This window comes from Gelidibacter sp. (genome assembly GCF_035515035.1).
GTDB lineage: Bacteria > Bacteroidota > Bacteroidia > Flavobacteriales > Flavobacteriaceae > Gelidibacter.
Genome location: NZ_DATJCA010000136.1, coordinates 1 through 6,890, shown reverse-complemented (window position 1 = coordinate 6,890; position 6,890 = coordinate 1). Strand labels below are relative to the sequence as shown.

Below are 6,890 nucleotides of genomic sequence, written 5' to 3'. Positions count from 1 at the left end.
TGGTTTTAGTGAAAGGGACTATCGTTTCAATTTCAATTAATTTGACAGCCCCTAACTTGATTTGACTTTCGTTTTGCAAATTTGATAGCTATTATTGTCAAAGCATCCATAGTCCATCCAGAGGTGGGGGATATTTATTGTCATAGAATTTGGAGTGTTTTGTTGGGTGAAGAGAAAGAAATACAGGATTTCTGCCTTCAAAAGGCATCAAAAGCTATACGGAAAGCGACTGCTTAATTTTTCCCAAGTTGGGATGACCTATGGATTATTCGTCTGAATCTTCAAACCGTCTGTTGAGGGAATCCGTTAGCTTGTCCATGAATTTGGTCTTACTCGATTTTCTTGCTCTTATTTCCATAAAAGTGTGGTAATAATTGCCAAGTTCAACAGTGAACGTTTGCTCAAACACCGATGCGAGTTCCTTAATGTCAGCGGTGCCACTGTTGATTGCTCCGCTACTTTGCAGTGCGTAGATCAACTCAATAAGTTCCGTTTTGCTTCCCGTCCAAAAAAGTTTTGAGGATGAATTTTTCATTGCATTTTGGTAAACACTGTTATTTGTTTCTAATTTTTCAATTTCCTGTTGTAAATACACGATCAGCATATCATAGGCCATGATCATCGCAACGGTAGTGTCCTGAGAAGTGGCAAACTGATCATCTACGAAAAAATGGTATGAATCAGTGGGCGAACGGAGATCAGTCTTGCCCCTAATGAAATATTCCTCATCAAGTGTTGTAGCGCCTCTGCGGTAGTAATGATAAAAATCCAGATTATCATTAAAATAGACTTGTAGTTTGTTAATGTGGGCATTAAGATATTTGATCTGAAATTTAGAACTGCTCCTGGGACGTTTACTTTCAATATTGAAAAGCTTGACATAGTAGATGAGCTTGCTAAAAATTTGAGGTTTTATATGCTTGAAGAAACTGATTTCTTCCTCATTGTTCTTAAAGCCCATCTCGATGACCTTTTGACGTAACAGTTTAATGAATTTTTCAGTTCTTGAAATGCCATGCTCAGCTTTATATAAAATATCTTCCGTTCGGGATTCCAAGACATCTAAGTCCATCTTGTATTCCGATATTAGTTCCTTGTATTTCATGCCTTCTAAACTGATGTTCTTGTTTATTTGCATTCCAATAAACCCATCAGTTCCAGGGAGTAATTGTCTGAGGTCTGAATGTAGGCATGTTTTTCTTCCACAATGGCGCCAAGTTTCTTTTTTTCAAAGGAGGCGGTCAAGCCAAAGTCAATATGTCTGAAGTTAAGGTGGATCGTCCTTTTGATAGTTTGATATAAAAGTTGGCGATAAGTCTGGTACTTATCGAGATGCTCATAATCAATTCCGACTAAGGAAGGGACATAGGTAAGGCTGCTATTGTTTTTATAGCAAAACATGACCCCGATAAAGTTGCCGGGATCATCTTTGCTTTCAATAGTTATGAATTCCCAGTTTGGGTCTTTGGACATGTTTTTAAATAAAATGAGAGGGTAGGAGAATGTGTTCAGACCCAAATTATTTCTTCGTACGTTATCATATAATTCTTTCACATGTTTTAATTGGGTCTCATCAAGGTTCTTCAGAATAGCAATTTTTAATAAGGGTTCGTAGGTAAGGATGTCTTTTCTTAAGTGTCTTTTACTTCGCGGTGAAAGCCTGGAAATATAGCTGTCTATGGAATCCTGTTTCGTTAAGGTCACTTTACAGGAACTTGGCATCTGGATCCTGATAAAGCCATGGCCTTGAAAATGACTATGTAACCCGACATCCAGACTGAAATCTCGAAGTGCGACCATTTTGGAATCTGTGCGTTGCTCTAAAGTCTCCAAAGTTTCCATTAGCTTATTCAAAGCATCTGTTTTTAATGGATGATTTTCATTTATATACAAATGGTCTCCTTCTGTAAACAGACTGCCCAAACTTAATACTTTGGAGGTCATATAATAGGGATCTGATTGTCGTCGGTCTTCTATTGTTTTGGAAGCCGTAAGATTGGCGAGCATATCATCTTTCCATAGAGAAGTAGATATTACAGTGGCCAGGATAGGAACATTCTGGTGATCATAAATAATCAAATACCAAAAATTCCAATTATGCTCCACGAGCTGCTGATCTTTAAAAGTTTTTTCAAGAAACCGTTGCCCGTCCCAGTCTTGTATGCCATTTTTGCCAACGAGTGTATTCCACGTGTTTTTGTCGATTTTTGAAATGGAAGTTTCTAATTGTAAGTTGAGCTTATCATGGGATGGTTCTTCAGATTTCTGTTTGGTCTCAAGCTTAAATGCCTCACAGACGCGGTGCAGGTTTGTATGGGTATCTTCAATGGCCTTTGGCAAATGATATGCCATGGCCTCAACCAGTGCGGTTATTTCCTGCATTTGATTATGCCTGGAAATTGTTATTCTTACACCTGTATTCTTTACCGGAACAGCAGGGAAAAGGCCGAGGTTCACATAAAAACCTTCCTTCATCAGTCGGTTGACAAAATTATATCCTGTTTTTGGCATTCCTGTACCTATGAAAAATACAGGAGAATTATTTTTGTCGATTAGTGGCAGATCTGTTTTTGCGACTAATTCATTAAAATAGCGAATTCTTTGGTTCAAATCATTTTGGAGTTCATAGATCTCAGGAGTTAAATGGATTTCTGCAGATGCTGTTGCAGCAGCAACAGAAGCCGGTTCAAGTTGAGCAGAAAACGTCAAGGGACCTCCAAAGGTTTTTATTTCGTTGTGCATCTTTTTATTGGAGCAAACTAAGACAGATCCACTTGCTCCAAACGTTTTGCTCAGGGTGCCAAACAATAACATGTTTTCAGAAAGCTCATCTAGTTCACTCATGACATAGCCAGTACCATTCCTTCCGATCCAACTCATGCCATGTACATCATCAAAATATAAATGCAGTTGAGGATATTTTATGCTCAGCGCTTTCAATTCTTTTATTGGAGCGTAATCCCCAAACATGGAATATATGCCATCGGCCATATACCATATTTTTTTTCTGCTATTTGAAAGTGCTTTGATTTTGTCCTCCAGCATGTTCAAATCATTATGCCGAATCATCTCAATTGGGACACTTCTTGTTTTTAATACTTTGGCAGCACTTTGGACACTCCAATGTACTTGATGATCTAAAATGATAGCATCCTGATCTTTTACGGCGCTTGGGATGACCCCTAAATGTCCTAAAGTGCTATTTTTTGTTATGACCACTGGATTTCCATACATCTCAGAAACCATTTCTTCGAGCTGCCTATAAAGCGGATTGGATATATAGGATTTGGATAGTGGAAATTGAGTGCCGTATTTCCTGATGGCATCTATGGCTGCTTCCTTTAATCGAAAGTCCTGTTCGAGACCGAGATATCCTGTGGTTCCAAAGTGGAATAAATTCTGGTTCTTGACGCTGATGGTGCGTCCGCAAAATTGATCGTCGTCGGCGTATAAGTGTAGAACGCCCGCTTTTTTCGCATCCGTAAAAACGTCATTTACAGAGTCTAAAAAATTGTTGTGTTGAATTTTTGCCATGGTATTGTTTTTTTTGTGACATAAAATTTAATATCTTTTGCGCGACATTGTAGGATTTAACCTAACTATAATCCCGATTAGTCAAACATTCATCCGCTTTAGGCAAATTATTAATCCTTATTTGCCAATTCTCCCTCCTGAAAGGTTAAATAAAACAATAGCATATTTTGTAATTTTAAGTTTTGCCAGTTTTAAAAATCGTTAAATTATGTTAGTTGAAAATGATTATGCAACGTATGAGATAATTGATGGAGTAGTACATGTCATATACAAAAACATTGACCTGGACATTTCAAGATCGGTCCGTATAGTAAAAGATCGACTTCAATTACAAGCAGGTCGATTTATGCCCATACTTTGTGACATTAGGGCCATACAGGGAATAGATAAAGCAGCACGTGCATATTTATCCTTAGAAGGATCCGCTTTTGTTAATGCCGTTGCCTTTGTTGTTGATTCTCCCGTTTCAGAAATGTTATCCGACATATATTTAACAACAAATTCGCCTACCATACCTACAAAATCATTTTTGAACAGTGAAGAGGCTATTAAATTTTTGAATAGGTTTAGGTAAACGTTTTAAAAGCTTATTACCATGGAAGAACATATAGAACAGAGACTATCGTCACTTAGAGTGATGCTTTTAAAAATGTTAGCAGGAAGTTATTACCAAAGAATCAAACGTTCAAAACATAATGACATTCTTGAGTCTTTTATCCTTGGTTTTAATGTTTTGGCAGAAGAATTTCAAGACGTTTTGGTCCATCAGGGTTATGCTAATCGGGATGCTGCAATTTTGGATGTGGTCCAAATGAGTTTTATCATTGATGAACATGGCATGGTCGAGATGGTAAATAAGATAGCTTGTAAAACCCTATCGCGACGTAAAAGGAATATCATTGACCGACCTTTTGCAGCACTTTTAACGGAGGGTTCTGTCCAAAAATGGGAAAAGGTTTTTCAGCAGAGTGCAAACAGGCGCGCCTATGATACGTCCGTCGACTTGGTATTCAAATCCAAAGGCGGCCTTGAGATACCTAAAACTGTGTATGTTTCAAGATATTATAAGAATGCACAAGGCTATCGGACACTTATCACCGTCATTCACCACACCAATTATCAAAAAAAAATTCAATCTGGGATTTCTGGTAGGATCAATAAAGGAAAGCTTAATGAAAAAAAGAGGTCTGTAAAAGACAGGATAGCTTTACTGAAGAAGTCAAAAGTACGATTGAGTTTGGAAGATATTCAAAAGATCAAAATGGCCCACGACATGATTCTTACTAATCTAAATGATGATTTTCCACCGCTTAAAGAATTTGCACTACAACTGGGAACCAACGAATTTAAGCTCAAGTATGGGTTCAAGGAGCTATACGGCACTACGGTCCATAAGTTTTTGATTGAGGAGCGTCTGAGGAAGGCATTGATGATGGTACTCTACAGCGATCGCCCCTTTAAAAATATTGCCGAAATGACCGGTTTCAAAAGTCTGCCCCATTTTTCAAGATCGTTCAAAAAAACCTATGGGCATTCGCCAAGCGAGATGCGCAAGATAAACAATGTCTAGGGTTTCATTGATTGCTCATTTTTTTAATCCCTTTTCTACAAAAGTTCCTCCCTTAAAATCAAATAGATGTCCCGAACTTTAGCATATCAAATCAAATGGTATGAGAGTTCCAGAATCCATTACTAAAAAAATACCGTGGATGGTCAGTTTACTGTTCATTCTGTTGTTTGTGTATGCTGCGGTGAGCAAATTAATAGATCATCCTAAATTTTACAATGATTTAATAAATAGTTTTGTTTTTGACAATCAATTTATTTCAAAAATTATCTCTTGGGTAATTCCCGTATTAGAACTTGTTACAGCCTTATTGCTGGTTATTCCTAAGTTCAATAAAATGGGACTTTATATGGCTCTGGTTTTGATGATAGGATTTACTTTATATATCGGTATTACTCTGCTTATAACTGAATTTGGTATCGCTGATCTGCCATGTTCTTGTGGCGGGATTTTATCACATCTTAGTTGGCCACATCATTTATTATTCAATACATTTTTTGTCTTGTTGGGTATTATGGGTATTTATCCTTGGACGAACAAAAACAAACACATAAAATCCCGAAATTTAAAGAGGGATGAAAAGAATATTATTGCGCGATAATATGTAAAGTTGCCTAAACTTAAAATGGGCAAATTGTTTAATCATTTAAATTATGTAAAGATGAAAAAGTTTAAGTTATTATTACCAATTATGGTATTTGTTATGGCCATAAGCATGGCCTTCGCTTCTAAGACCAGCACTTATTCAGGTTTATGGGTAGAGCGAAATGGAGTACCTTATCAACTGAAAAGTGATCCCTGTACAAGTACTGAAAACACACAATGTCGTGTGGTTTTTGCAGACGATCCCAATGCTGTTGAACATCAAGTTTATACAGATCAGGATTTTAATGTTCCTAAATTAAATGGAAGTTTAATTCCATATATCATTATGGAATAGATTAAAAAAAAGAAGCCCTTTGATCGATTTTGGTTATAGGGCTTCTTTTGCAATTCGTTAATTAACGTCACTTTTTGCCGCAAAGTTCATTAAGAACTTATCGTCGAGATACTTTTGAGCAATTAAAGGGATGTCTTCTCTCTTTATTGAATTAAAGATTCTATCAACCTGATCTTGTTTATAGTAAGGTATTCCAAACTGATAATGGTTATATAATGACTCCAACATCCTTTTATTTTTACCTCTGGCTACATTACTATAATAGTAATTACGATTTGATCGCATTACTAACTCAAACATGTCTTCATCGACACCATTAACTTTTAAATTATTTACCATTTCTATAAGGTCATTTTCTACTCTGTGAAAATCTTCAATTGAACAACTCAAATTAAGATTGATAAATTGAAGCTTATTTAATAAATCAATTCCATTTCTAGCTGTCGCTATATAGACTGCACGTTCCTTTTTAAAACGTAATTCATATATACGAAGGTTTAAAATGCTGGTCAAAAGATCATATTCTATTTTTGCTTTAAGTGATATTGTATCTTTTAATTGTCTTAAGTAGGTTTGATAAATGTGAACATTTTGGAAAGGTATATCAGGACGATATATTTTTTTAAAAGGAGTTTTAGGCTGGAATATTGGTAAATGTTTTTTGTCGGTTTCTAATTTTCTTTTTTGTTGTTGCGGTAAGTTTCCTAAATACTTTTGCAATAGAGGGAGAGCATTTTCTATAGAATAGTTGCCACTAATAATGAATGTAAAGTTTTCAGGGTCCTGCATCAGGCTTTTATAAATTTGATATGCTTTTTTATAATTGACTGATTTTGCGTTTTCGTACCG

The 6,890-nt window shown here is 36.2% G+C and carries 7 protein-coding genes; 4 read left to right on the top strand and 3 right to left on the bottom strand.

What is annotated here, in order from left to right; translation table 11 throughout:
* Positions 1-265 precede the first annotated feature (265 nt).
* Positions 266-1,138: an RteC domain-containing protein gene (locus VLZ86_RS11290; protein WP_325451369.1), complete on the bottom strand. Its 873-nt coding sequence runs from the start codon at positions 1,136-1,138 to the stop codon at positions 266-268.
* Positions 1,129-3,534, bottom strand: a complete 2,406-nt coding sequence (locus VLZ86_RS11285; protein WP_325451367.1) for an aminotransferase class I/II-fold pyridoxal phosphate-dependent enzyme — start codon at positions 3,532-3,534, stop codon at positions 1,129-1,131. The genes VLZ86_RS11290 and VLZ86_RS11285 overlap by 10 nt, the downstream gene beginning before the upstream one ends.
* Positions 3,535-3,742: 208 nt before the next feature.
* On the opposite strand from VLZ86_RS11285, the gene VLZ86_RS11280 reads away from it, so the two are divergent.
* The 4 genes from VLZ86_RS11280 to VLZ86_RS11265 all read left to right on the top strand — a co-directional run bounded on the left by VLZ86_RS11280 (position 3,743) and on the right by VLZ86_RS11265 (position 6,041).
* The gene (locus tag VLZ86_RS11280) at positions 3,743-4,108 is read left to right on the top strand and encodes a hypothetical protein (protein ID WP_325451365.1); all 366 of its coding nucleotides are present in this window, start codon (positions 3,743-3,745) and stop codon (positions 4,106-4,108) included.
* A 21-nt stretch (positions 4,109-4,129) separates the two neighbouring features.
* Positions 4,130-5,104, top strand: a complete 975-nt coding sequence (locus VLZ86_RS11275) for a helix-turn-helix domain-containing protein (RefSeq protein WP_325451363.1) — start codon at positions 4,130-4,132, stop codon at positions 5,102-5,104.
* 100 nt (positions 5,105-5,204) lie between these two features.
* The gene (locus VLZ86_RS11270; RefSeq protein ID WP_325451361.1) at positions 5,205-5,702 is read left to right on the top strand and encodes a MauE/DoxX family redox-associated membrane protein; all 498 of its coding nucleotides are present in this window, start codon (positions 5,205-5,207) and stop codon (positions 5,700-5,702) included.
* A gap of 60 nt (positions 5,703-5,762) precedes the next feature.
* Positions 5,763-6,041 carry a DUF6520 family protein gene (locus VLZ86_RS11265; RefSeq protein WP_325451359.1) on the top strand — a complete coding sequence of 93 codons (279 nt, stop codon included), beginning with the start codon at positions 5,763-5,765 and terminating at the stop codon, positions 6,039-6,041.
* A gap of 57 nt (positions 6,042-6,098) precedes the next feature.
* On the opposite strand, the gene VLZ86_RS11260 is transcribed toward VLZ86_RS11265, so the two are convergent.
* The coding region (locus tag VLZ86_RS11260) for an insulinase family protein (protein ID WP_325451357.1) at positions 6,099-6,890 on the bottom strand (792 nt) is incomplete at its 5' end.